Raw genomic sequence first — 21,049 nt, 5'->3', positions numbered from 1 at the left:
ATTAAACCTCTTCGGTGTATTCAATTGAAAATGTTAAAACCAAGGAGCCCCACGGTGCTCCTTCCTCTCGGACGTACGAAAACCCTGCGCGATTGCAAAGGCTTAATAATCCGTTAGCGCTGTAATTACGCTCAATAACGCCCCGGATCTTTTCACCAAAGGTATCGAGGTCGTCATCCAGTTGATTGGTGGCCAAGTCCATAACTTCTACAGCGAGGACTGCATTCAGCTCTTCCTCGTCGAAATCCTGCCCGGTAGTTTCCCCTTCTATTAGGTAAACCGAGACTGCTGGCACTTCGAGGTACCCAGTTTCACCATCATTACTGGCAGTCACTGGCTCACCTCGACCAGAAAAATAAGCAGCAATAAGTGGCTGGCCTTCAGCGTCAATTAATGCTGCTTCCAAGTCAGCAATGACCTGCTTGCGAATTTGTTTGTTAATTTCCACGCCCTACCTCTCTTCGGACTATTAATCGGACCTGTTGGCCCATTGCATAGCGCAATTCTTTAGGCATATCCGTCTTCATGAGCTTTTTGCTGTTCGCCTCAAAAGCAGTGGTGATTTCATTCTTGATAGGAATTGCACACATCTTGATTGGGTAGCGAGCATCACTAGTACGTTGCATAATGTGCCACTTGCCATTCTCTAACTTTTGAAGAAAAGCATTATCAAACTTATGTTTACCTACCTTGATGGATGTAAAGCCGGATATATCCCGCTTGGTATAACGACCATTTTTGCCACGGGTTGCACCTTGCACCTGGTAACGTCCTTTTTTACGCCGAATTTGTGTACGAGCTTCCCCAATGTGAATAGCAGGGATGTCGGTACGTCTTACTCGAACATAGGCGACAGGCTGCTTTGCAGTAGCCCTTTTTGATACTCTGGCGTAACGCCGGATGATTTTTTGCTTAACCTTTACCGCCTTTGAAGTGTCTTTCACTGAGTGACTGATTGCTCGCGGGACGATACGATTAATGGCCATAGCACTGGCACGAGGTACCGCTTTTTCATCTAACGCACTGAGGTTCTTTACTGCAGTTGCCAACTGGCGGTCTAGGTTGTTCATTTCAGATCAAAGCTTATCAAGCCGTCGTGATATTCCGGTACGTCTGCCACTACATGGTTGCGGTTTTTATAAGTGACCTTGTCACCCTTGCGAACTTTCACACCCGACGAGCTGGTTATGGATAAACGGGTCACATTTGCGGCCATCATTCCGAATTGATCTTGGGATGTTTCCGGTATGACCGTTGCTGATTGACCCGCAATGACAGCAGACTCCCCGAACGCACCAAATAAGGCAGCGTCCATTTCAGCTACTGATTGAGACCAATTACTCATAGCCTTTACTTCTTAGTACTTGGCTTTCCGACTTTGGCATCGTCTTCCGCGATAACCGCAGCCCCAGCCTGACGAAGATTCAGCGCGGTTTGTGGGTCTACTTCGACAATTTCATCTTTAACGCCATGCACACCTTTTGAAATCACGGTACCGCGAGTCAGTTTGAGTTTTACTTTGTCCATCTTTTGCTCCTGATTAAGATAAAAATGCCCCAGCATTGCTGAGGCACTCATTAATGGAAATCACGTATTGGTTATACCGCGGCGACGCCTTTAACAAAGGATTGAGGGTTACGAACAGCCACATCAGCCATTTGGTGACAGCCAATATCCAGACCACCCGTTTGGCTGTTTCGGGTTGGGATCAGCTCTACCATTCCCCAGGTACCAATCGTCACATCTGAGAAGTTACCGAACAGTGAGCCACCAGCAGGCATTTGAGTTGAGCTATGGGCTTTATAGCCATTACATTCGCCATTTTCGACAACGAATCGACCCGAACCTGCATCTTTTTTCGCAGTTTTCAGTGCTGAATAAACCGTAGGACGGAATGCATACGCGAGAGAGCCCATCAGTGCGTTCGCGTCATCTAACACACCTTCCATTTTCACAACCTCGTTAAACGTTGGAATAAGGTTGACGTTATCCGCAATATCCACGGTTTGGACACCTGCAGTGTTCAGGATGCCCAGCGGTTGGTTGTTTAAGCCAGTACCGCTAAAGCCTGCCAAATCAATGGCCAAGGCCATACCAGTTAGCATGTCTTCACGCACAATCTGTTCAATGGCTGGAGATGACTGACGCATCAGTTCAAACGTAAGTGGCACAATACCACCAACGTGCTTGCCGCTTAGCGTCACGTTACCAGTCGTTACGTCTGATTCCGTCGCGTTCTCTTTTTCCGCTAACCAACCAAAGGTCGCAGAAGCGGTTTTCTTCGGCATGGATACATTGCCATTCAGACCAGGAAGGAATCGAGCGCCCAGTTTGCCCAGCAAGGTATTGGCGCGCATGATATCAATGAACTGATTCGCCATATGTTGAGTGCCAATCAGGCCTGCGTTGTTAGCGGTATCGGCACGTTGAGAGCTGAAGATACTCACAGGAACAATCAGACCACCACCGACAACAGAGCCACCTTGGCTACGCAGTTCTTGAGACATTTCACGCTCAAACCCTGCCTCTGACCAGTCGCCAGACATTTGAGCATTCAACGCACGTACTAGTGAGTATTCACGGTTTTCACGCTGCATCATCTCGTCACTCATACGAGCGGCGGCTGGCTTCGGTTGAGCGGACGCTTGTTCGAACGCCGCGGCACGGAATTGTTCGATCGACATACCATTCTCGATAGCGTCGTCGCGTAGCGCACTTAAATCCCAAGGGGCATTTTCTGCCGCACGGGAAATCTCTGCGATACGCTTGCGTTCATCTGAGCGTACCTGCTCATTGGTGATAGTCGGAGCAGCTGGCGCAGGAATAGTTTGCTGACCACCGTCACGTTGCTGTTCCACTTGTTCATTAGTTGGAGCTGGCATTTCTGCCTCCTTTTTAGTTGATGGTTCGTCACTGCGACCGACACCGACACTGGCGTCGGCAGGAACAGCAACAATAGAAATTTCGGTAGGCTCCCAATCGGTAACCTTGATGGTGTCAGGTTGACCGTTTTCACCTTCTCGTCGTTCGTAGGCAAAAATTTTGTAGTGCACGCTGACTTTCTTTCGAATGCCGTCAACGATGTCATTGAAAATGTCTGTAGCCCTTTCACTGCGACCAAATCGCAGCGTGGCTCGCCCTTTACGGTCAGCGTCGATAGAGGCAACTTCTACAACACCAACCTGATCACTTCGGTTGTGATCCATCAGTACTGCACCGCCGTCATTTAGACGTTCCAGCCGAACAGCACCAGGAGAGTGATCGAGTACTTCAGTACCGAACCAGCGCGGCACTTCGATTTCAGAGGAAAATGACACCTCAACGGTACGCTTCTCTTCGTCAATGCCTCGGGTGGCATCGATGATCATTGAGCGTTCGAAGGATTCCCCTATTTTGATTTCATGTGGCTTTGGATTTGGCATTGGCCTTTTCCTCATCGTCATCTTCTTCCGGCGCTATTGCGGAAAAAACTTGTGTTGGTGTAATGCCGAGCTTCAGCATTAATGCGTTTTCTTCAGCAATCTCGTTGAATACGTCCTCAGGGTCGTCGCCTCGTTCCCGGATGATTTGTGAAAGTGACATGGCTTTAATTTCGTAAAGGATCTTTTTGCTGTTGGCTTCTTTCTGCGGGTCAACCCAGTCCCATCGTCGCCCGACAAATTGAGCGTCGTAATAAGAGGAAACCGGATGCGGTAAGGCTCCAAACCCACCATTAAAGTGACTCAACGTAACGAAGCGTTTGAACAGTGGCTTAACAAACGTTTTGACCATCCAAGTCTGGAGACTCTTGTAATGTTCCCGAGTATCAAGAGAACCGACGCGCGCACTGGAGTAATTCACTCCAGACAGATCATTACCTACAGTGTGGTAATCCACTCCCCAACCCGAAGAGACTCCTTTCAAGATCCGCTCAACGAACGGGGCGAAGTCACCAGAGGGAAACGTTGGGTCGAACGATTCAAAATGCAGGTTGCCGATATTTTCAAAGGTCCCGGCTTCGGCGTTTAGCATCATGTCACCGGACTCTTCATCACCGGTGTATTCATCGTCACCTTCCGATCGGAAGAAGCCCATTTTAGCAGCGCCAATACGAAAGGCCGTTAGCGCGGCTTTTTCTGCCTCACCGAGTTGAAACAGACGGCCAAGAGAAGGCGCTACCCACGGTACACCGCGTTTTTGACCGACAAACAGTTTTCGGAATACATGCAACATGTTTGAAGCAGGAATGCTGGTGCGCTTACCAGAATATTGGATCTGACTTCCTACGCCTGGATGCTGCTTTTCGTAAGTGTCATTAACGTGGTACGCCACGGGGTTGAGGTCATCGTCATACTCAATCCCCATGATGATCGAGTTGTTTCCTCGCTCACTGTTGTAATTGATATCAATGCGGCTCGGCTCGATTAACTCCGGATGCAATCGACCAGAAGCGCTTACTCGCAAGAAAACAAACGCTTCACCATCCGTTATTTGAGCAGCAACGATTTGCTTTTCGAACTCAACCAGTGAAACAGCATCTTCAAAATCACTCCAAAGCGACTCAACCATCTGACGCGCTTTGTAACTGGCTTTGCCTTGCTTCGTTTTGACCTTTGAACGCAACTTAAAACCAGTCGCCCCAACGATGTTGTCCTGCATAACCTGAATAAGCCGAATAACGTAATCGTTATTTCTGGCTTGCTGCCTTGCCCGGGAACGCAACATTTCCAACTGGTGGTAAATGACTTGGTCGGCGGTATAAGGTGTGGAATCCCACGATAGCGACATTCGGTCAGGATTCCCTGCGTCGTACATACGGCGCATTTCATTCACCACCATGCGCTGAATTGGTGATTTCTTCATGTGGTTACCCTATACATCTGATGGTTCTGGTACTGACGCCCTGCTCTTTTCGCTCCAACTTCGCTAGTTCGGCTGCGTAACTACGACGAAGTGACTCTATTTCGGTTGGCGACATGTTTGTCACATTACGTCCGTTAAAACTCAGGGCAGATTTACCAGAGGTTAAGTTGCCAAGCTGCGCATTCTGGATGGCGTTGATTGCATCCACCAACCACGCTTTCCGCGTTGTTTCACTTTCAGTTAGTGCCATCTAAAAACCTTTCATTTTGAATCGACGTCTTGGCTTGGTTTTCGGTTTGTCTTCAACGTCCTCTACTTCTTGGAGGTGTAAAGCCAAAGCGTCGTAATTGGGGTTGAGGATTTCACGCGCTGCCAGGTTGTAAACTTCCAAGTCGAACGCTTCGTTCCGTTTACGTACTTTCACCCACTCGAGAATTGCGTGGCCTTTGTGGTACCGAGTTCTTCGTTCTTCAGCGGTAAGCTGTTTGAAAAACTCTTCATCAAAGCGGTTATCTATCGGGTAGTGGTAATAACCAAAGCCTCGATCTAGGATTTGGAGTCTGGCCATAACCAGCTCTTTGCACGTATCGGTACCGACGGCAAAGAGTTTGATTTTTGCTTTATTGGAGGTTGATGGACGAGACACAATAGGACGACCAACACCACCAACACCTTTAATGGCAAATATTCTGCGGCTCTCTCGAGACTTAACAAACTTGTACACTTCCTGAGTAAAGTGACCACCGGAGTCGATACAAGTACAAGCGATATGAAGTTTGTTGCCAGATTCATGCTGATAGTTCTGCGAAAGTAACTGATCAAGTTCTTCCCAAATCTGAGGTTTAGCTAGATCACCATAGAGAATTTTGAAATCGACGCCCCAGCTTTCATCGCCTTTGCCCCATGCTTTGACTTCGCACTCGAGTCGATCATCCTGAACGTCCACCGCACAAGTAAGTACAACACCACCAGCTGGCACGTCAGACAGATAGTTTTCCCTGCGTCGGTACAGTTCGTCGGAGTCGAGTTTTTCACCCTGCTCTTCCCATGTTTCACCCAATATGGTGTTCACAAAAGTTTTGAGTTTTCCGACATCGTCCTTAGCCTTTAACCAGTCCTGCACCAAGCGGCGCCAATCGGTAAATGGTGAATACGCGGACCAAATGTGAAAGCTGACAAACTCGGGGGCATCAACCGGTTTACCGTCGATGGTTGTCCACTCCATACCGTCTTTGGTTGCAAGGTCAGAAAGTCGGTCTCGCCAAACCCCTTTGTATTGTTGCGGCATCCATTCCGCGTACGTACCAAGCGCAGCGCAATGAGGGCATAGATAAGAAACACTGGATGGCTCCGACTTTTGGAACTTCATACCAAAGTCAGCGTCTGGACCGCCCCACTGTAAATACTGATATTCGCCGCAATGAGGACACGGGATCTCGTAACGCAGCATGATACCGCTTTCTTTACAGGCTCTTTCTATCTGGCATTCATGCTTATTCTTAGGGGTTGAACCGCGAATAGATTTACCAAATACCGAACCTTCTAAACGACGATCGCCAAGGAAGGTAGGTGCGCCTTCTTTTTCAACATCAGCAGGAAAGGCGGCGAGCTCATCATAGACCACCGTATCTACCGACTTTTCGCGATAGTTCTTAGCAGCCGTACCACCTAAACACCAAAGCTGTCGACGGTTCGAAAACTTCTTAGTGTCGAGCGTGTTGTCTCGATGTTTCTTTCCATACCAAGGAGCCAATGCTTTGACTACAGGAACGTCGCGGATCATTGACTCGATGTGAGCTTTCATAAAACCTGTCGCTGCAGCATCAGTAGGCTGAAACAGTAACTGGTTGCGCTTCTTGTGCTCCAGCATGTAGGCCAGTGCGGCTTTCAACATCTGAGAATAACCTACACGAGCTGATTTCATCAGGTTCACGACTCTAATTTCATCGTTCCCCATGCTGTTAAGTATCGCGACCTGAAAGTGCAAAGTTTCCCAACGACCTTCCAAATAGGATGATTCAGCAGACAAAAAGAAGTGCTCATCTGCCCATTCAACTGCAGTCATTGGCATTGGGCGCCAGAAGGTGGCTAACCCCTTTTTCACTGCCGCTTGAAAGTTACTCAGTTGTTTCTCGGATATAGTCATTTAATATCTCAGGCAAAGATCTTTCTAATCGGCTTAATGTATTCAGCGCTTTGGCTAACTCGCGCTTAATGTTTTCCGTCTGAATCGTCGTCAGCTCTGGATGCTTTCGGATGATATTCAAAGGCAAACTATCGATAACCCCTGATGCTTCTGCCGAAACTTTGGCTAACGCGTATGTAGCAAAATCTGCAGGTACCACTTCCTGTGTCGCGATTTGGTTTTTCAGCTCCTGACTGTCAGCCTGAGCTTTAGTTAGTCGATAGCGCTCGTACTCAAGGCAACCTTCATCAAGATCTTGCTGTTCTAGGTGCTTTGGTTGGTGTTTCTCAACTTCATTTTGCTTGCGGTTGTAGAGCACATCAGCAACGGTGAAATAAACCGAACGCCCCACCTTAGCAACTGGCTTCACGCCCCACTTGTCAAAGGCTTGAACACTAATGCCAAGACTCTCGGCCATGGTGGATTTATTGAGCCAGTGAGGTTCAACTTTTGACGCTGTTTTAATCGTCGACATCTAAACAACAACCTCGATTCAAAAAAGCTCATAAGTAGCGAAATCTCGCGAGTCCAGCACCCGCAGTGCTCTCTGTTCAGGAAGGACCCATGATCGTCATGGCTGATCTTCTGCTAGACACTGGGTCCTTATATAATCCTGTAGGTACTTTGTCTGCTGCTCGTTCTCAGTCATCATTCGTCTGAGACGTAGATAATCTTGTTCAGCTGCTGCTCCAAGTCTTGGGGCGTTTGCATCGCCCACGCTTCTGGTGCTGGTGGTTTCGGGCACTGCTGGACAATCTGCCTGGACATACACCCGCTTAGGGCCAGTACTGAGGCTATCGCTAAGACGACCAATTTTTTCCTTGGCTGCGGATAGTTCTGCTGCATGCTTCTCTCCCAATTGATTGAAAGATTGAATTTGAACTCGCTGTTGGTGCAGTGCTGCGATATAACCCTGAATCTCGTCCTTTGCTGAGGTTAGCTGGCTTTCAGCGATTTCAGCCCGACTGCTTTCCACGAACAATGCTGCCGAGAGTGTAATTACCACCACTAATGCCACAGCTGTTACCCAAACTGTCAGCTTTGCATTAGGCATACTTCCCTCTCGATATCTCGTCGGTTCATCAACCCTTTCCACGGCTTGCCAGCGGCATAAACCCATCGTTTGAGTTGATCACATGCTGCATGCCACTCACCTTTATTGAGCAGCTTCAGTAACGTTGAACGGGAAAATGAGCCAATACCAACGTTAAATGTGAATGAGTAGAGCGCAGCGCGTGTGGTATCAGGAATATCAACTTGAATCATCGGGTCGACCATTCGCTTAACATCAGCCAAGTCAGACTCGAGCAATGCATCACACTCTTCCTGCGAGTAGATCTTGTCAGGAACAATGTCTGCTCCTGTATGGCCATAACAGACAGTTTGAACACCAGCGACATCAATGTAAGGAGTGAACCGAACGCCTTCCATTGGCTTTATCATGGTTGTCGCCATAATAAGAGCCGAAGCCCCTGCGGCTGCTAACATCTTGACTGCAGAATTAAGGTGCTTCATCGCCATAGTCCTTTTCAAAGCGCTTTTTCTGCCAGTAGTTGTTAATCCAGGCAGTAATGAGCATGCCAGCCAAAGCAATCAGCACCGTATAACCATCTGCAGATATAGACCCAAACACTCCTATTATCCCATTCCAAAAATAAGATAGAGCGCTGGATATCTTTTCATTCATACGCATACTCACCCCCTTACTGGAGTGCCCTTTTGCTTGGGTGGAAATGAAAAAACCCCGCCGAGGCGAGGTTTCTGAGAATTTATGATAGGCACAAAAAAACCGCCTAAATGGCGGCCGCTTTCAACACTGTGTACTTATCCATAATGGATATATATACATTAAATTGCCCCGTTTTTATTTTCAAGCTCTTTTTTGAATAATTTTCGGGCGGATTTGTCGTAGTTAATCAGCAGGGTGCGAATCGCTTCAATATGCTTTTCCCATTCAGACCAGTGATTTTGGTAGTACCGAGTTCGTTTCCTTCTGAACCCATCACTCTCAATCCCCTTATCTTTACAATCAACTTCCACCAGCGCTTTGATAAGGAACTGGCGGCTAACACTTGGCGTATATTGGATACCAGCATGATCGAAATAGGTTTGAGCGCCGGCTAGCTGCTCAAGCGCAATATTACCAGCGATAGAACTGATGAGCGCTTTAACTTTGAGATAGGTTCGCTTCTGAACAATCACGCCTTGCTCAGATGAATGAACGACCCAATCATTCAACACACTTTCCACCAGCCGCTTCTTGTTTTCTTTTGAGTTCCAGAGCGGTGACGCGTAAGCGTATAGACTCCAATCGGCCAAGTGCGATGCTTTCTTTTGCATTCTATCTAATGTTAAAAGCACTTTTGCGCCATCAATTCGAGATGCCATTTGGTAATCAGCAGCCCCGAAGCCTCCCCCACCACCAGAGCCGTCATTATACTTTGCCTTAATGCCTTCCGTAGCCATACCAATTGCAGCAGGCATAGGCCATATTTCTATGTTTACACACAAACCCATGAAGTCATTCTCCCTAATTAATTATGACAACATGATAGCTGGTTATTTAAACAGTGTCTTTGCTAATCCTTTAGAAACTAAAAAACCCCTCAACAGAGGGGTTTTGTTAAATCATTCTATTTTCTAAGCGGTTTCTAGTGCTTCAATGCGATGCCACTTACCATCTTTATCTTCTTGCAGAACAAGATCTTTTAGTGCTTCTTCTGCGTCCGCATCAGCAAGTGACTCAATCATCATTGCTACGTGGCTAGTCTCATTAATAGACTCCACATAAATAGCTCTCAATAGAATATCTTGCGCCTGAGAAATTGGTGACTCACCTTTTTCCCATCTAGCAATTGTTTGTCTATCACAGAACAACAAACTACCTAAAGCCGATTGTGAAAGGTTCATCTCTTTTCTGAGGAACTTAAATTGCTCTCTAGACAACCATGAACTCTGCTCACAGATAGCTTTTGCTATTGCTCTATGGATACCTTCAAAATCATCGAAGCTAACAAACTCTTCACCATCTTCGTATTCTACTGTGTATCCATTCTCAAGATAGACATTATCTAAGCCGCACTCGTTATAATGGTACATATTATTCGTCTCTCAAGTCATATAGACCGTAATCGTATTGGCCGACGGTTCAACGTCAACCGATTTCAAACGAAGAACAACCGTAATGGACTCACCAGAACTCACTCCCCTGAGCTTACAGGAGTAATCACCTTGCTTAGCCTCTTCATTCGGGCCCTCAAGCATGACAGTTCTACTACTCTTCAACACATTAAATATGTCTCGAGTCGTGATCCCTCTCTCGCGCATTCTTTGTTTGGTATGTTGACCAATCTTCACCCTGCTCGAGTAATCATTAGCCAGTAGGTTAATCAGTTGTAAAGCTGTTCTTGGCTGCAACGGAAATTCGACTACAGCTGCTGGTAAACTACTTTTTTCAGACATATTCTTTCCCAATATGTCGTGATAATAGGGTTATCTCATAACACGACACGTCAATTTAAACGGATACTTCATTCGATCTACTCTCATCATCATTACCTTAATCTAGTTTTTATATACTCACGGTAATAACCGCCGCTCCTTGTATGCTGTATCATGATGATACAAACACTGGCATATGTCAATAATGTATCACCAAGATACATTGATTTACCAATCTAAGTATGGACAGCCATTCCCAACAATATCATACTGTATATATATACAGTTAAATGGTAATCCCTTTTTGAAATGTACAAAACGATTCAACGCCTGGTAGGACACCGCATATACAGAATTGGACCTGATGGCCCATGCGGTTACAACGGCACCGAAGATAATGTATCGGTGTTAATGGCTAATGGCGATTGGAAGACAATCCCTTTTGGTGGCTTTATGGAAGTGGCTAATGTCGTGGGTGTAAGACGACTCAAAATTATGGATGTGTCTTCTCTATGCTCTGATGATGACGGATACAAAGTTGTTTATACCATCCCCAGGTATCACTACTTAGTAGGAACGTACCTAAACGGAAAGTGCTTCATCCTGCTTTATGATGGAGAGGTAAAGCATTACCTGGACAAGAACGCAGACCAAGACACCAAGAACAACGTGGTTTGGTTATAAGTGCCTATTTGAATATCTAAATTGTGATCAGCGTTATCAAAAGATGACCTAAACTATGCAATCTCGCTTCAAAAAATGTAGCCTAAGACGCTGATATAAATTTATATATTAAAATTAGCACCTGCATGATTTTTGTATTAAAGACTGCAAATAAGTGTTAGGCGTCAGTTGTCGTTCAATAATCGAGAAACAATTATGAAAAAAGTAGTGTTGCTGGGGGCTTCATTGCTCCTACCCACAAGCGTACTCTCTGCTGAGTTGGAAAAAGAAATAGCTTCTTGTGCTGCGGTAGAAGGTGAGTTAGCTCGTCTGGATTGCTATGACTCCCTTGCAAATAAGCATAAGCTTGATAAGCCACAACCTACAGGCTCTAAGCCAACAGGCACCGGAAAGTGGATGGTCTCTGAAGAAGTGAATCCTATAGACGACTCCAAAACGGTTACATTAGTTTTAGATGCCTCATCAGGTAAAAGCAAATGGAATAAAAAAGTGTATTTTATCGCTCGTTGCAAAAGCAATAAAACAGATGTGTATATTGGTTGGAACGATTACTTAGGTAGAGATGCATCGGTACTTACGCGCATTGGTTCTAACAAAGCGGTAACTTCAAAGTGGAGTCTGTCTACCGACAGTCAAGCAACATTCCATAGAAAACCAATTTCTTTCCTAAAAAGTATGGAAAAAGCAGATACTCTGATAGCACAAACTACTCCTTACAATGAAAGCCCTGTAACTGCGATCTTTGATACTGCGGGTTTATCTAACGCACTAATTCCTTTGCGTAAAACTTGTAGTTGGTAACGTTGCTTGGCTACCGAAAAGTTTAAGTTTGGCTGCATCAGCAGCCATTCTCTTTCTTGGTGATAGAATATCAACGCTTATTAACCCCTGAATAAGTGCAGCGCCAATTCACAGTTCACCCAAACTTATAAAAAAATAACTTCTCTATAATCAATCACTCACCTATTCTATTAATTGCAATTCAATTTAGCCCATAGAGAGTTATTGAGATGAATTTAAACGAAAAATCAAGACTAACATCCTTCTTACTTACACTGTTTTTTGGTCCATTGGGGCTGTTTTATTCTTCCCTGGCTGGTGGAATAGTCCTGTTAGTAGTAGCAGTACTCAGTGCAGGAACAATTATAGGTCCAATGATATGCTGGGTTTTAGCGATAGCTATTGGTGATCACTGCACTTATAAGCACAACAAAAACATTATTGAGATTAAGAACTTAGTGAGCAAAAACAACGCATAACTGTTGCACCTAAGATCTAGCATAACGCCCCAACAACCAGCGCTCGATTAATCGTCTCTTTCACATGCCAGAGTTGATCACCGTGTTGACCTTCCCAGATGGCCACATTGTGGTGTAGCTCTTGGTGGTGATCATGACAAAGCGGGATGGTGAACAAGTCCGAAGCTTTGGAACCCATCTTCCCTTCACCATGGCCGATTAGGTGATGTGCTATGCCAGCCGTTTTACCGCATACCCGGCAAGGTAACTTACGCACGAACGATAAGTACTTTTCACTCTCCCAACGGATTGGCTTTGGTTTTCTTAGGTACATCGCTGGTGGATCGTCATCGATTTCCAGTTTCAGCACCGGCTTAGCTAATCGTTGTAGTTGCTCGCGCTGACCTTCGAATACGTATCGGGCATCTGTATCCACGTTCCCCAGTACACCCACTCGCTTGCTGGCCGCTTCTCGTTTGAACTGGCGTTCTAGAACAGACTGAGGAAGCAACGAATACACGTCATTGCGAACCGCCCACCAGCACAAATCAACATCTGTGATGCGCCTTACTTCACCATGCAGCTGGCGAGAGACAGCCATCAAACCATGGCGAACCGTGTTCTTTCTGGCTATCGAAAATGCCTGGTGACTGTCATCGGCCATGTTGTCGTGATGCCAACACAAACGAATCGCCCCCTCGCCGGTTACTCGGGTTTTCAGATTATGATTGCAGTAGCCTTCATCCTTTAGCTGACACTCGGAAATCGTATCAACGTACTTAGCCGTACTACCGATAAGCAGTTGCACGTCTTCATGAGCGAAGAACGCCACCAAAGAAAGGTCATCCGAAGACAACCCTCCAGCGGTCTTTGTAGCCAGACGCTGATTGGGAGAAACCAACCCGATCTTACCGTCCACCAGCAAGCGTTGAATCGCCTCTTTGTTTGGGCTTAGCGGAATGAGTGCGGCATTCAGTGTCGGGACCACATCCAAGCTGACTTTAAGCATCTTCCCTCCCTTTAAGCGACTTTAGTTTCAAGCAACGGCTTGGTAACCAGCTGCTTACCCATCTCGACCGCTTTGTCGTATTCCAAGCGCGCTCCTTTCGAAAGTTGCCAGCCATCCAAAAACACCACCGTGTCGCAGCAGGCCAACATTGGAATGCAAATGTGCATGTACTCTTCCCACTCAAAACCATCCGGCAGGATAGCGGGGTTCATGACAATACACCCACGGCGTTTCAACTCTTCTTCCATCGCAAAGAACGCTGGCTTGTTAAACTCTGGTAATCCCGTCATTGGGCCTGCAATGTAGACCTTCTTCACGATAATGCTTCCTTTAATGTTTGTACTGCCTTTCCGCTTTTGATCATACTTCCGGTGAATCGTAGAACTGACCAACCTCGTAATGCTGCTTCGTTGTATTTCTCGCAATCTTTCTCATAACCACTGCCGCGGGTGTGACGACCTCCTGTCCAGGTACCACCTTCCACTTCCACCGCCAGTTGATACTCTGGGTATGCAAAGTCAAAACGCCAGCGACGATCTTCATGGAAGTGATATTCCCTCTCGGGGGGAACTTCCAATCCCATTGCCTTGATTTGGAACAACAACGTATTCTCTAATGCGCTCACGCTGCCACCGCCTTTAAATGACCTGTTTCAAGAAGCTTTTTACGTAGCCAGATTTCACCCTTTCCGGTGATCAATGCAGTGTGGCTGATACGTGTTTGGGAGTTAGTTTCGTAAGTGCCCTGCTTTACCGTAAAGTAACCGCGTTCAACATAGTCTTGATACGGCAAGTTGTAAGAGTCTCCACGGCTCATGAAGATCTTTAACTCGCGTAGTACACGGAAAATAGTGACAGGCCCCAAACCTACTGTTTTAGCAAACTGACCGAGCTTCACACCTTTATCCGCGCCCGCGATAGCATCTGCAAACTCGGCTTTTGGTGCTGCGATAGCTAATGCCTGGTTCTTTTCTTCCAGTTCCTTGGCTTGGTTAGCCGCAAGCAAAAGAGCATCAGCAAAAGTTTGAGGAACTTGTGGTTGAGACTGTTTTTCTAGCTCTTGCCATCGTTTGACAATTTTCGCGGTAAACTCTGGAGATAGTCTCGCCACGACGATGTAAGAGCCTTCTTCGTTAACATGATAAACCCTCGTTGGCTTCCCTCCGCCTACGGTCGGTTCCTCAAATTGAGTGACCGAAATTAAAGACAAGTCCCACAAACTTTCTATAGTGCGTCGAACATTGTCGTGACGCTTACCTGTCAGTTCTGCAATCTCTCGACTGCTCATTGTCATCTCTGTTTGGGTGCTGATACCTAGCATTCGACTCCCTCCGCCAACCAATATTTACTCGAGAACCCCGTCAGTTCACTGCTCTCATGACGAACATCCACACCAGAACTGCGAGCAACCTTAACCAACCTAACCAAATCACAAACGTGAATACCCAGTTCGTCACACAACTCACTCGGAGACCAAAGCCGGCGACGAGATTTCATTACCTCAACCAATTCCTTTTTACTTGCCATTGCTGGCCCCCTACACTGCCTCTAGATTCGCAACACGCTCCAGTAACTCTCTGCGCTTAGCCGATAAATCCGCAATTTTTCGCTTTGAAGGATCCACTTCATGCTGTGGTCGCTTAGCGTCAATCAAGTACAACATGCGCTGGTTTTCAGAGTTGATAGAGCTCTCTAGCAAAGCAACTTCACGCTGAATCACGGTCACTTCGTCCTGAACATCCACGGTAGTATTGCTTTGCGGTGCTGTAGATCGCCCCTTGTCTTGCTCCTTGGCTAGCCAGTTCTGAATAAACCGTCTTGCGCCTTTCTGAGTTGCTTTGCGCTTTTGGGGATTGTTCTTGCACCACAGGATCATTCGTTTCAGGTGAAGTCGGATATCAACCGCCGGATACGCTTCCGTGTATTCTTGAATATCCAACTGTGTCACACCAAGAACTTGACCTTTGCGACTTAGAGGAATTTCAAATAGCGCTGGTTCGGCTTCGAGCGGTTCGCTTGGAGCAAGATCTTTACTTGATGGTTCTATTGGTGGATCTATTGGTGGTTTATAGCCGGATTCCGACCTACCCCCCCCTTCAAATTGACCTACCCCCCTATGCTCTTTCGTCTGTTCGAGTTTCGAACGTTCGTCTTTCGAACAGACGAAATTCGACTGTTCAAAATCCGTCTGTTCATCTGCTTTCTTTTTCAGCAGCATTACAGGCAATTGGTACTGGTTATTCGAACGAACTAAGCGACCAGTATCCGCCTTTTTGAATTGGTTCTTTTTGAACAACCATCCACCAGCTTCCAGTTTCTTAAGCGTGGATTTAACGGTGGTAGGTGAAACACCAGATTTACGAGCAATGGTATCGATAGACGGCCAACAAAGGCCGCTATCGTCCGCATGGTCAGCTAGGCAAAGCATCACCAACTTATCAGAACCTTTAAAACTCGGAATGTCCCAAACGTAGCTCATAACCTTTACTGACATACTTCCCCCATTTCAGATACAACTTTGTCCACGTTCTGGTGAATAACTTCGAATTCAATTACCCAGACATAAGGGTTTTCATCCCAATTCTGATAAATCGAGTTCCAAAGCTCCTCATAGGCGTATATAGGTGATGTTTGATACCCAACTGGTGACCACCAAGCAGGTAACTGAGGATGCTTAGCTAAACCTTCTTGCACTGCTTGATCTTCAGTAATCTCTTGGACTCTCTCGATACGAACGTTGGTTACTCGAAGTGTTAATCGGCTAGCCCAACGTGGCATGTGAATTGACGGAGTCCATTTAAGATCTGGAAACCCTTCGGCTTTAAAGAGGCAATGTTCGTTATTTTTTAGAGCATCAGGCAAGAACGCTGCAGAACAGCCACAGTTATTCCATTCAAAAAAGCTAAGTTCATGATCGTCCCATGAGTCATGGTCGCAATCTGGGTCTGGGCAAAACGTCTCGCGAACCCAAATTAGATCACCAACATTACCGAATGGGCAAAGGCCAGCAATAGGAGCAAAGCTAAGTACGGACACTTCACCATTCTTACCTCTAACCACTGGCCCATTCATTCCGCGCTCATAGTCAACCTTGACGGGACGACGCGTAACTGTCTTGCGCCCATCAAGAAGAGCTTTAACCATTTCAGTATTAAAGATCATTGGGGTGACTTTCATACTTCCACCTTCCCTACAACCAAACGCGCCTTACCTTTCCCCAACACAGCAAAGTTATTAGCAAATAAAATCAGTACGAAGCCTGTAATAGATTTAGCGTCCACCAAAGCCTTATAGAGCGAACGAGTGAGCAGGGAGAAGCAGCCTGTTGTCAGCTCTTGGCCGTCATAGTCAAAAAACGTTGCCGTCAGCATCAAATAGCCCTCCCCTCATAAACTGCCGTTCGATAGATTCGCTGTGCCTCAAGTAAATCTTCCATCTCATGGCGAGATAGCTTGATGCTCTGCCCCTTCTCCACCTTGTAGTATTCGTTTTGGTGGTACCACAATGAATAATTGAGTGTTATTCTTTCCATCACTCCTCCGTGATCTTTGCTGGTGACTGAGTGAGCTGTGATTGTTCCTCGCGAGAATCATCACAACCCGGCTTTAGACCGTTGCCGCGGTTTAAAGCCACTTCCTCATCTATTACTCGTAATCGACGTTCACACTTTGCTTTCAATAACTGAATTTGCTCTCGTTCGAAGACTTCTGACGATTGGCCTTGCGCCACCATTAGCTTTGCCGAGCTGCAGGTGATGTCCGCCATCTGTGAAACGGTTTGCCAAAATATTTCTGTCTTCATACAACCTCCGCATACAACGCATCGAGCTTCAGCATGAAAGCTTCGAAAGTAGCGTGATATTTCGCTTTCAATTGAGCAATGAGTGCACGTTCGCGAGCGTCAAACACACCATCCGCTTTTGCTTCTTCAATGGTTTTATCCAAAAGCCCTTTCACAGCATTAAGATGTAAATGGCAATCAAACATATCCACAGTATCCAGCTCAGCGACATCAGGCTGCTCTACCACCATGTAACTAACACGGTTAGCAAAATACTCAGCTACATATGGGGTGTTGGTTAGCTCGGCCATTTCCACCAGCTCATCAACATTAAAAAAGCGCGAACCCTTCTTCTCGTATAGGTGATTGTTAAAACTGTCGATCGACATACCAAGAACTGCAGCAACCGCCTCTTTACCACCAGTGACGCCTGCTATGGTCTTGTTTACCATCTCTTTCTTATTCACCATTTGCTCCTTTGATTGGTGGTTTAACTCCTTGATCCTTTGTTTCACAATCTTCTTGCGGATCTGGGAATACGTCTTCGAACTTGCAATCAGCACCTAATAAATTCAAAGCATTCACAATTCGCCAACCAAGGACGGTATCAACGGTTCTATTCCCATTTTCATAATGATTAATGGCGCTTTGGGATACGCCTACCTTTTCTGCTAGAGCTTGTTGTGTGACTCCTAGCTCGCCACGAATAGCTTTTAAATTCGACATAATGCCCCCTTAGTAAGAATAAATATTACATTATGGAATTTAATTGAACAAGAAAATATTACGATATGGATATTCATCTAGTTATTACAATGAGTAATAATCTTTAACTATGAAAATGAATTGGAATGACCTAGTAAAAGCTAGGATGAAAGAAGTTGGCATCACTCAGAACGCTCTTGCAGAAATGATGGGAGTTTCTCAGAGTGCGATAGCGCATTGGCTCAGTAAAAATAGAGAGCCAAGCATAGAAAACGTCGCTGCTATTATGAAGTGTGTAGGCTTAACTCATATGACGCTTGATTCTGAGGGCTTTATTGACTACCCAGATGACGGCATTGCAAATGTCACAAAACTCGATATACAACCAACATATCAAAAGTCCTTCCCTGTCCTTAGTTCTGTTCAAGCCGGGCAATGGCACGAAGCCATCGAACCTTATTCAATTGAAGAAATCAGCGATTGGTATCCTACAACAGAGCGTTGCAGCGAACGGTGTTTTTGGTTGACGGTTCAAGGTGATTCAATGACGTCACCAACAGGAGTTAGTTTTCCTGAGGGAACGATGGTGCTGGTGGATACAGAGGTCGATGCTGAGAACGGTAAGCTGGTGGTCGCGAAACTAACTGATGTAAACGAAGCCACTTTCAAAAAATTCATTGTCGACAGTGGTCAGAAATACTTGAAGGCTCTCAACCCAGCATTTCCAATCTTACCAATCAATGGCAACTGTAAAATTATCGGGGTTGTAATCGACGCTAAACTCAAACTCTTTTAAGGCTTAGAATAAATGAATAAATCGATAATTATTGGTTCACTTGTGATTGGAGTATCTGTAATTGCAAGCCCATTTATTTATGACCAAGTAAAGCAATCTCAAATGAGAAAACAGCAACAAGAGCTGTCCAAACAGCGAGAGATAGCAGATGTTGTAGGGTTAGAGAACTTTGCAGAAGAATACAAAAAGATAAAAGGGCAGTGTCCTAAGCGAGCTTCAGATATGGTTGGAGTCGTTATTAGAAAAGAGCCAAAAGATCGATATGGCATTGAATTTGATACTACAGGTGATTGTAAATTTACATCCTTAGAAGGCATTACTTCTGAAAGCCTATAACGGACATTGATGCTTACTCAACTCCAGTGAAAAGAAACGCTGGGTATTTTAAAGCTGTTATTACATGGAAGGTAAAGGTTTGAAATTGCTAGCTTATCTAATTCAATTTATTGTTATTGTTCTCATTTTTAGTGCTCTAATAGTATTCGGATTTTCATGGCTTAGCGTCCTTGTCGGCATCATCGTTTATCTTATATCGACATGGATGGTTTCATCCTTGGTGCAAAAGACATGTCCTTACTGTGACAGCTCCATTAGCACCAAGGCCGTCAAGTGCCCTAAGTGTCAGAGTGATTTACCAGCAAGTCACGCAAATAATTAACTGTCGTTAATGATGCCAAAAGGGCTAGTTCCCCCGCATTTTTTAAACCGCCATCTTGGCGGTTTTTTTATACCTGGAGCAAATTACACACAATAATTCCATTTTGTAATTGACCGTTAAATTCCATTATGTAATATTAACCTCATTCCAGTTGGTTAACGAACTACTGAAGCGAGGAAATCACATGTCTAACCAAGAAGCAGGAAACCTCAGTCTTGAGGACCGCACCACTAACTTCCCAAAACTCATGCAGGAACTGGACGGGGGAGTTGTCTCCAATGTCGTCGGTTTGGCTCTATCTAACGTTGCCCGGGCTGTGTCCTACAGCGATAAGCAGGGAAACGTAAAGATGGATCTAAAGCTCAAACCAATGGGTACCAACAACGAAATGGTAGAAATCACCGTCAACATGTCGGTAAAAGAGCCAAAAGCCGGATTCGGTACCAAGTCAGAAGACTTCCAATACACCTCAATCGCGTATGTAGGCAAAGGCGGCAAACTTACCTACGACCGACCAAAAGAAGATATTCACGGCCAAGCCGTTATTGAAGAAGGCATGCTGCGCGAAGTACGCGGCTAACTCATCCACCAGCAACTCACTCAAAGAGAGAACAGATAAATGGATAAATCAGCAATCCAACAGATTCAAGAATCAGCGAATGCACCACAGTTTTTAAAACAGTTAGAACAAGCAGGTTTTCCTGTCGCGGCTCTGCCTCAGTCTTTCAATCTGCATGACTTAGAAGAGTACATGCCAAACCGCAATTATTTCCGCGGCACGATGAAGACGGCAAATATCGATGAGTTTGTGCGTTACCACGAAGAGTATCAAACCGAAGGCAACCAGTGCTTTATCAATGCTGAACGTATGGCTGCGGTAACTATTTTTGACCTAGGCACTCATAACTTCCCTGGGCACTGTAAACATCAAGCAAACTTGATTCTGCGCCGTACCGCGGCGTTTAACGCCCTGCTAAACATTAACGAAGAACGCCTTGGACAAAAGAAACTGGCTGAATGGGTCGAAGATTACAGCGAATTCGTTCAGGTCTTCTCTACCACTGGGGAAGTCATCGAGAACTCTGTCGCATCTGCCGCTATTCGCAATATGAAATTTGAAGCGAAAGCCGGGCGTGAGTCCAACGTGGATGACTTCAGCCACCACCAATCTGAATACGAGTCTGTTGCGGTTCGCACCAAGGAAGAGTTCCCAATGCCTGCGGTGTTTAAGTTCACGTGTGTGCCTTACTTAGGCTTAGCAGAACGCACCTTTGAAATGCGCATGAGCACTATCGGTAATGAAACCCTAGTCCTTCGTATCAAGAAGCTGGAACAGCACGAAGAAGAGATGGGCGAAGAGTTCCAAACCAAACTTCAAGCGTGCTTTAAAAACGGTGAGATCGAAATTGATACCTTCATTGGATCATTCAGCTCTTAACTAATATTGGCGCCCTCTTCTTAAAGGGGGCGTATCTTGCGAGGAAATATCTATGGCGGCAACCATCGATACTCAATTCGGGCAGGTCACGACATCGGCCCCTTACTTTAGTCACCAGCTAGGTTGTGAAGTGATCAACCTAACTCTGATTAAGCCAGAGAACGAGACCAACGGCTGGGGCATCAGCAAAGAATGTCCTTCTAATGTCTCGCTCACTAATCAATTTCTAAACATGTTCGCCAGAGATGCGGCACAAGTAATGTAAGGATTTCAC

35 protein-coding genes are annotated in these 21,049 nt (G+C 45.8%); 8 read left to right on the top strand and 27 right to left on the bottom strand.

Annotation, left to right across the window (positions count from 1 at the left end):
• Window position 1 precedes the first annotated feature (1 nt).
• The 15 genes from gpU to R7127_RS13555 all read right to left on the bottom strand — a co-directional run bounded on the left by gpU (window position 2) and on the right by R7127_RS13555 (window position 10,489).
• Window positions 2-448: a phage tail terminator protein gene (gpU, locus tag R7127_RS13625; protein ID WP_318148442.1), complete on the bottom strand. Its 447-nt coding sequence runs from the start codon at window positions 446-448 to the stop codon at window positions 2-4.
• Entirely contained in the window at window positions 438-1,070 is a 633-nt protein-coding gene (locus R7127_RS13620; RefSeq protein WP_318148441.1) for a phage tail protein, read from the bottom strand. Before R7127_RS13620 ends, gpU begins: the two co-directional genes overlap by 11 nt.
• Window positions 1,067-1,345 carry a sugar transporter gene (locus tag R7127_RS13615; RefSeq protein ID WP_318148440.1) on the bottom strand — a complete coding sequence of 93 codons (279 nt, stop codon included), beginning with the start codon at window positions 1,343-1,345 and terminating at the stop codon, window positions 1,067-1,069. The genes R7127_RS13620 and R7127_RS13615 overlap by 4 nt, the downstream gene beginning before the upstream one ends.
• 5 nt (window positions 1,346-1,350) lie before the next feature.
• Entirely contained in the window at window positions 1,351-1,527 is a 177-nt protein-coding gene (locus R7127_RS13610; protein ID WP_270944396.1) for a hypothetical protein, read from the bottom strand.
• A gap of 71 nt (window positions 1,528-1,598) precedes the next feature.
• The gene (locus tag R7127_RS13605; RefSeq protein ID WP_318148439.1) at window positions 1,599-3,422 is read right to left on the bottom strand and encodes a phage major capsid protein; all 1,824 of its coding nucleotides are present in this window, start codon (window positions 3,420-3,422) and stop codon (window positions 1,599-1,601) included.
• Window positions 3,400-4,842 (bottom strand): phage portal protein, encoded by a 1,443-nt coding sequence (locus R7127_RS13600; protein ID WP_318148438.1) that lies wholly within the window; start codon window positions 4,840-4,842, stop codon window positions 3,400-3,402. Before R7127_RS13600 ends, R7127_RS13605 begins: the two co-directional genes overlap by 23 nt.
• Window positions 4,843-4,846: 4 nt before the next feature.
• Window positions 4,847-5,092 (bottom strand): hypothetical protein, encoded by a 246-nt coding sequence (locus R7127_RS13595; protein ID WP_318148437.1) that lies wholly within the window; start codon window positions 5,090-5,092, stop codon window positions 4,847-4,849.
• Window positions 5,093-6,988, bottom strand: a complete 1,896-nt coding sequence (locus R7127_RS13590; RefSeq protein ID WP_318148436.1) for a phage terminase large subunit family protein — start codon at window positions 6,986-6,988, stop codon at window positions 5,093-5,095.
• Window positions 6,960-7,502 carry a terminase small subunit gene (locus R7127_RS13585; protein ID WP_318148435.1) on the bottom strand — a complete coding sequence of 181 codons (543 nt, stop codon included), beginning with the start codon at window positions 7,500-7,502 and terminating at the stop codon, window positions 6,960-6,962. Before R7127_RS13585 ends, R7127_RS13590 begins: the two co-directional genes overlap by 29 nt.
• 96 nt (window positions 7,503-7,598) lie before the next feature.
• A complete protein-coding gene (locus R7127_RS13580; protein WP_318148434.1) occupies window positions 7,599-8,033 on the bottom strand; it encodes a lysis protein in 435 nt (144 codons plus the stop codon).
• 29 nt (window positions 8,034-8,062) lie between these two features.
• A complete protein-coding gene (locus tag R7127_RS13575; RefSeq protein WP_318148433.1) occupies window positions 8,063-8,542 on the bottom strand; it encodes a lysozyme in 480 nt (159 codons plus the stop codon).
• Window positions 8,529-8,720, bottom strand: coding sequence for a hypothetical protein (locus R7127_RS13570; RefSeq protein WP_318148432.1), 192 nt, complete (start codon window positions 8,718-8,720; stop codon window positions 8,529-8,531). The genes R7127_RS13575 and R7127_RS13570 overlap by 14 nt, the downstream gene beginning before the upstream one ends.
• Window positions 8,721-8,875: 155 nt before the next feature.
• Entirely contained in the window at window positions 8,876-9,511 is a 636-nt protein-coding gene (locus R7127_RS13565) for a hypothetical protein (RefSeq protein ID WP_318148431.1), read from the bottom strand.
• Window positions 9,512-9,667: 156 nt separating this feature from the next.
• Complete coding sequence (locus tag R7127_RS13560; RefSeq protein ID WP_318148430.1) at window positions 9,668-10,126, bottom strand: helix-turn-helix domain-containing protein; 459 nt, start codon at window positions 10,124-10,126, stop codon at window positions 9,668-9,670.
• 12 nt (window positions 10,127-10,138) lie between these two features.
• Window positions 10,139-10,489, bottom strand: a complete 351-nt coding sequence (locus tag R7127_RS13555; RefSeq protein ID WP_318148429.1) for a DUF4258 domain-containing protein — start codon at window positions 10,487-10,489, stop codon at window positions 10,139-10,141.
• Between the two features lie 288 nt (window positions 10,490-10,777).
• On the opposite strand from R7127_RS13555, the gene R7127_RS13550 reads away from it, so the two are divergent.
• The 3 genes from R7127_RS13550 (at window position 10,778) to R7127_RS13540 (ending at window position 12,411) form a co-directional block, all read left to right on the top strand.
• Window positions 10,778-11,152 (top strand): hypothetical protein, encoded by a 375-nt coding sequence (locus R7127_RS13550; RefSeq protein WP_318148428.1) that lies wholly within the window; start codon window positions 10,778-10,780, stop codon window positions 11,150-11,152.
• Window positions 11,153-11,347: 195 nt separating this feature from the next.
• Entirely contained in the window at window positions 11,348-11,953 is a 606-nt protein-coding gene (locus tag R7127_RS13545) for a type VI secretion system-associated protein TagO (protein WP_318148427.1), read from the top strand.
• A gap of 209 nt (window positions 11,954-12,162) precedes the next feature.
• Window positions 12,163-12,411, top strand: a complete 249-nt coding sequence (locus R7127_RS13540; RefSeq protein WP_318148426.1) for a hypothetical protein — start codon at window positions 12,163-12,165, stop codon at window positions 12,409-12,411.
• 16 nt (window positions 12,412-12,427) lie between these two features.
• On the opposite strand, the gene R7127_RS13535 is transcribed toward R7127_RS13540, so the two are convergent.
• The 12 genes from R7127_RS13535 to R7127_RS13480 are packed head-to-tail and all read right to left on the bottom strand — an operon-like array spanning window position 12,428 to window position 17,904.
• Entirely contained in the window at window positions 12,428-13,399 is a 972-nt protein-coding gene (locus tag R7127_RS13535; protein WP_318148425.1) for a DUF968 domain-containing protein, read from the bottom strand.
• A gap of 11 nt (window positions 13,400-13,410) precedes the next feature.
• Window positions 13,411-13,716: a DUF4406 domain-containing protein gene (locus R7127_RS13530; RefSeq protein ID WP_318148424.1), complete on the bottom strand. Its 306-nt coding sequence runs from the start codon at window positions 13,714-13,716 to the stop codon at window positions 13,411-13,413.
• On the bottom strand, window positions 13,713-14,024 hold the full coding sequence (locus R7127_RS13525) for a hypothetical protein (protein ID WP_318148423.1): 312 nt from the start codon (window positions 14,022-14,024) through the stop codon (window positions 13,713-13,715). Before R7127_RS13525 ends, R7127_RS13530 begins: the two co-directional genes overlap by 4 nt.
• Entirely contained in the window at window positions 14,021-14,719 is a 699-nt protein-coding gene (locus R7127_RS13520) for a phage antirepressor KilAC domain-containing protein (RefSeq protein WP_193269704.1), read from the bottom strand. The genes R7127_RS13525 and R7127_RS13520 overlap by 4 nt, the downstream gene beginning before the upstream one ends.
• A complete protein-coding gene (locus R7127_RS13515; RefSeq protein WP_318148422.1) occupies window positions 14,713-14,925 on the bottom strand; it encodes a hypothetical protein in 213 nt (70 codons plus the stop codon). The genes R7127_RS13520 and R7127_RS13515 overlap by 7 nt, the downstream gene beginning before the upstream one ends.
• Window positions 14,926-14,935: 10 nt before the next feature.
• Window positions 14,936-15,892 (bottom strand): helix-turn-helix domain-containing protein, encoded by a 957-nt coding sequence (locus R7127_RS13510; protein WP_318148421.1) that lies wholly within the window; start codon window positions 15,890-15,892, stop codon window positions 14,936-14,938.
• Window positions 15,883-16,575: a hypothetical protein gene (locus tag R7127_RS13505; protein ID WP_318148420.1), complete on the bottom strand. Its 693-nt coding sequence runs from the start codon at window positions 16,573-16,575 to the stop codon at window positions 15,883-15,885. Before R7127_RS13505 ends, R7127_RS13510 begins: the two co-directional genes overlap by 10 nt.
• Entirely contained in the window at window positions 16,572-16,769 is a 198-nt protein-coding gene (locus tag R7127_RS13500) for a hypothetical protein (protein ID WP_318148419.1), read from the bottom strand. Before R7127_RS13500 ends, R7127_RS13505 begins: the two co-directional genes overlap by 4 nt.
• Window positions 16,769-16,930, bottom strand: a complete 162-nt coding sequence (locus R7127_RS13495) for a hypothetical protein (protein ID WP_318148418.1) — start codon at window positions 16,928-16,930, stop codon at window positions 16,769-16,771. Before R7127_RS13495 ends, R7127_RS13500 begins: the two co-directional genes overlap by 1 nt.
• Window positions 16,930-17,199: a hypothetical protein gene (locus tag R7127_RS13490; protein ID WP_140131125.1), complete on the bottom strand. Its 270-nt coding sequence runs from the start codon at window positions 17,197-17,199 to the stop codon at window positions 16,930-16,932. Before R7127_RS13490 ends, R7127_RS13495 begins: the two co-directional genes overlap by 1 nt.
• Window positions 17,196-17,648 carry a YmfL family putative regulatory protein gene (locus tag R7127_RS13485; RefSeq protein WP_318148417.1) on the bottom strand — a complete coding sequence of 151 codons (453 nt, stop codon included), beginning with the start codon at window positions 17,646-17,648 and terminating at the stop codon, window positions 17,196-17,198. Before R7127_RS13485 ends, R7127_RS13490 begins: the two co-directional genes overlap by 4 nt.
• Window positions 17,638-17,904, bottom strand: a complete 267-nt coding sequence (locus R7127_RS13480; protein WP_318148416.1) for a helix-turn-helix transcriptional regulator — start codon at window positions 17,902-17,904, stop codon at window positions 17,638-17,640. The genes R7127_RS13485 and R7127_RS13480 overlap by 11 nt, the downstream gene beginning before the upstream one ends.
• Before the next feature lie 109 nt (window positions 17,905-18,013).
• Between R7127_RS13480 and R7127_RS13475 the strand changes: the two genes are divergently transcribed.
• The 5 genes from R7127_RS13475 (at window position 18,014) to R7127_RS13455 (ending at window position 21,040) form a co-directional block, all read left to right on the top strand.
• Window positions 18,014-18,679 (top strand): LexA family transcriptional regulator, encoded by a 666-nt coding sequence (locus R7127_RS13475; RefSeq protein WP_318148415.1) that lies wholly within the window; start codon window positions 18,014-18,016, stop codon window positions 18,677-18,679.
• Between the two features lie 12 nt (window positions 18,680-18,691).
• On the top strand, window positions 18,692-19,015 hold the full coding sequence (locus R7127_RS13470) for a hypothetical protein (RefSeq protein ID WP_318148414.1): 324 nt from the start codon (window positions 18,692-18,694) through the stop codon (window positions 19,013-19,015).
• A gap of 506 nt (window positions 19,016-19,521) precedes the next feature.
• On the top strand, window positions 19,522-19,917 hold the full coding sequence (locus tag R7127_RS13465; RefSeq protein WP_005376932.1) for a hypothetical protein: 396 nt from the start codon (window positions 19,522-19,524) through the stop codon (window positions 19,915-19,917).
• 39 nt (window positions 19,918-19,956) lie between these two features.
• On the top strand, window positions 19,957-20,775 hold the full coding sequence (locus tag R7127_RS13460) for a DUF2303 family protein (protein ID WP_318148413.1): 819 nt from the start codon (window positions 19,957-19,959) through the stop codon (window positions 20,773-20,775).
• 52 nt (window positions 20,776-20,827) lie between these two features.
• Window positions 20,828-21,040: a hypothetical protein gene (locus R7127_RS13455; protein WP_262656404.1), complete on the top strand. Its 213-nt coding sequence runs from the start codon at window positions 20,828-20,830 to the stop codon at window positions 21,038-21,040.
• Window positions 21,041-21,049 lie beyond the last annotated feature (9 nt).

Source organism: Vibrio sp. 1159, assembly GCF_033340395.1.
Taxonomy (GTDB): Bacteria; Pseudomonadota; Gammaproteobacteria; order Enterobacterales; family Vibrionaceae; genus Vibrio; species Vibrio alginolyticus.
Note: the sequence above shows the minus strand (reverse complement) of the source record. Positions and strands in the feature narration are given on the sequence as shown.

Excerpts from the sequence above, each read along its gene's own strand:
- R7127_RS13455 (WP_262656404.1), top strand. The coding sequence starts at position 20,828 with ATGGCGGCAACCATCGATACTCAATTCGGGCAGGTCACGACATCGGCC.
- R7127_RS13570 (WP_318148432.1), bottom strand. The coding sequence starts at position 8,720 with ATGCGTATGAATGAAAAGATATCCAGCGCTCTATCTTATTTTTGGAAT.
- R7127_RS13565 (WP_318148431.1), bottom strand. The coding sequence starts at position 9,511 with ATGCCTGCTGCAATTGGTATGGCTACGGAAGGCATTAAGGCAAAGTAT.
- R7127_RS13480 (WP_318148416.1), bottom strand. The coding sequence starts at position 17,904 with ATGTCGAATTTAAAAGCTATTCGTGGCGAGCTAGGAGTCACACAACAA.
- R7127_RS13470 (WP_318148414.1), top strand. The coding sequence starts at position 18,692 with ATGAATAAATCGATAATTATTGGTTCACTTGTGATTGGAGTATCTGTA.
- R7127_RS13610 (WP_270944396.1), bottom strand. The coding sequence starts at position 1,527 with ATGGACAAAGTAAAACTCAAACTGACTCGCGGTACCGTGATTTCAAAA.
- R7127_RS13515 (WP_318148422.1), bottom strand. The coding sequence starts at position 14,925 with ATGGCAAGTAAAAAGGAATTGGTTGAGGTAATGAAATCTCGTCGCCGG.
- R7127_RS13505 (WP_318148420.1), bottom strand. The coding sequence starts at position 16,575 with ATGAAAGTCACCCCAATGATCTTTAATACTGAAATGGTTAAAGCTCTT.
- R7127_RS13520 (WP_193269704.1), bottom strand. The coding sequence starts at position 14,719 with ATGCTAGGTATCAGCACCCAAACAGAGATGACAATGAGCAGTCGAGAG.
- R7127_RS13605 (WP_318148439.1), bottom strand. The coding sequence starts at position 3,422 with ATGCCAAATCCAAAGCCACATGAAATCAAAATAGGGGAATCCTTCGAA.
- R7127_RS13495 (WP_318148418.1), bottom strand. The coding sequence starts at position 16,930 with ATGGAAAGAATAACACTCAATTATTCATTGTGGTACCACCAAAACGAA.
- R7127_RS13550 (WP_318148428.1), top strand. The coding sequence starts at position 10,778 with ATGTACAAAACGATTCAACGCCTGGTAGGACACCGCATATACAGAATT.
- R7127_RS13585 (WP_318148435.1), bottom strand. The coding sequence starts at position 7,502 with ATGTCGACGATTAAAACAGCGTCAAAAGTTGAACCTCACTGGCTCAAT.
- R7127_RS13545 (WP_318148427.1), top strand. The coding sequence starts at position 11,348 with ATGAAAAAAGTAGTGTTGCTGGGGGCTTCATTGCTCCTACCCACAAGC.
- R7127_RS13560 (WP_318148430.1), bottom strand. The coding sequence starts at position 10,126 with ATGTACCATTATAACGAGTGCGGCTTAGATAATGTCTATCTTGAGAAT.
- R7127_RS13615 (WP_318148440.1), bottom strand. The coding sequence starts at position 1,345 with ATGAGTAATTGGTCTCAATCAGTAGCTGAAATGGACGCTGCCTTATTT.
- R7127_RS13500 (WP_318148419.1), bottom strand. The coding sequence starts at position 16,769 with ATGCTGACGGCAACGTTTTTTGACTATGACGGCCAAGAGCTGACAACA.
- R7127_RS13620 (WP_318148441.1), bottom strand. The coding sequence starts at position 1,070 with ATGAACAACCTAGACCGCCAGTTGGCAACTGCAGTAAAGAACCTCAGT.
- R7127_RS13510 (WP_318148421.1), bottom strand. The coding sequence starts at position 15,892 with ATGTCAGTAAAGGTTATGAGCTACGTTTGGGACATTCCGAGTTTTAAA.
- R7127_RS13490 (WP_140131125.1), bottom strand. The coding sequence starts at position 17,199 with ATGAAGACAGAAATATTTTGGCAAACCGTTTCACAGATGGCGGACATC.
- R7127_RS13595 (WP_318148437.1), bottom strand. The coding sequence starts at position 5,092 with ATGGCACTAACTGAAAGTGAAACAACGCGGAAAGCGTGGTTGGTGGAT.
- R7127_RS13590 (WP_318148436.1), bottom strand. The coding sequence starts at position 6,988 with ATGACTATATCCGAGAAACAACTGAGTAACTTTCAAGCGGCAGTGAAA.
- R7127_RS13475 (WP_318148415.1), top strand. The coding sequence starts at position 18,014 with ATGAAAATGAATTGGAATGACCTAGTAAAAGCTAGGATGAAAGAAGTT.
- R7127_RS13460 (WP_318148413.1), top strand. The coding sequence starts at position 19,957 with ATGGATAAATCAGCAATCCAACAGATTCAAGAATCAGCGAATGCACCA.
- R7127_RS13555 (WP_318148429.1), bottom strand. The coding sequence starts at position 10,489 with ATGTCTGAAAAAAGTAGTTTACCAGCAGCTGTAGTCGAATTTCCGTTG.
- R7127_RS13600 (WP_318148438.1), bottom strand. The coding sequence starts at position 4,842 with ATGAAGAAATCACCAATTCAGCGCATGGTGGTGAATGAAATGCGCCGT.
- R7127_RS13465 (WP_005376932.1), top strand. The coding sequence starts at position 19,522 with ATGTCTAACCAAGAAGCAGGAAACCTCAGTCTTGAGGACCGCACCACT.
- R7127_RS13575 (WP_318148433.1), bottom strand. The coding sequence starts at position 8,542 with ATGAAGCACCTTAATTCTGCAGTCAAGATGTTAGCAGCCGCAGGGGCT.
- R7127_RS13540 (WP_318148426.1), top strand. The coding sequence starts at position 12,163 with ATGAATTTAAACGAAAAATCAAGACTAACATCCTTCTTACTTACACTG.
- R7127_RS13485 (WP_318148417.1), bottom strand. The coding sequence starts at position 17,648 with ATGGTGAATAAGAAAGAGATGGTAAACAAGACCATAGCAGGCGTCACT.
- R7127_RS13535 (WP_318148425.1), bottom strand. The coding sequence starts at position 13,399 with ATGCTTAAAGTCAGCTTGGATGTGGTCCCGACACTGAATGCCGCACTC.